This is a genomic window from Pseudocitrobacter sp. 73, assembly GCF_008369545.1.
Taxonomy (GTDB): domain Bacteria; phylum Pseudomonadota; class Gammaproteobacteria; order Enterobacterales; family Enterobacteriaceae; genus Pseudocitrobacter; species Pseudocitrobacter vendiensis.
Genome location: NZ_VTZO01000080.1, coordinates 1 through 206 on the forward strand (window position 1 = coordinate 1; position 206 = coordinate 206).

Genomic DNA, 206 nt, shown 5'->3' on the forward strand with positions numbered 1-206 from the left:
GCCAACGCGGTTGAGCCGGTGAAAGTGGACACGGATATCAGCGTGACGCTGGATATTGATGTCATTGCAGGGGACGGCTGGATCAACGCTGAGGAAGCGAAGGCCGAGTACACCACCATCAGCGGTACCGTGGGCGGCGACGCGAAAGCGGGTGATGTGGTGCATCTGGAGATTAACGGTAAGCCTTATGAAGCCACAGTGCAGGA

1 protein-coding gene is annotated in these 206 nt (G+C 57.8%); it reads left to right on the forward strand.

Annotation, left to right across the window (positions count from 1 at the left end; translation table 11 throughout):
• Nucleotides 1–206: Ig-like domain-containing protein (locus F0Q32_RS25845; protein WP_149465177.1), on the forward strand; the 206-nt coding region annotated here is incomplete at both ends.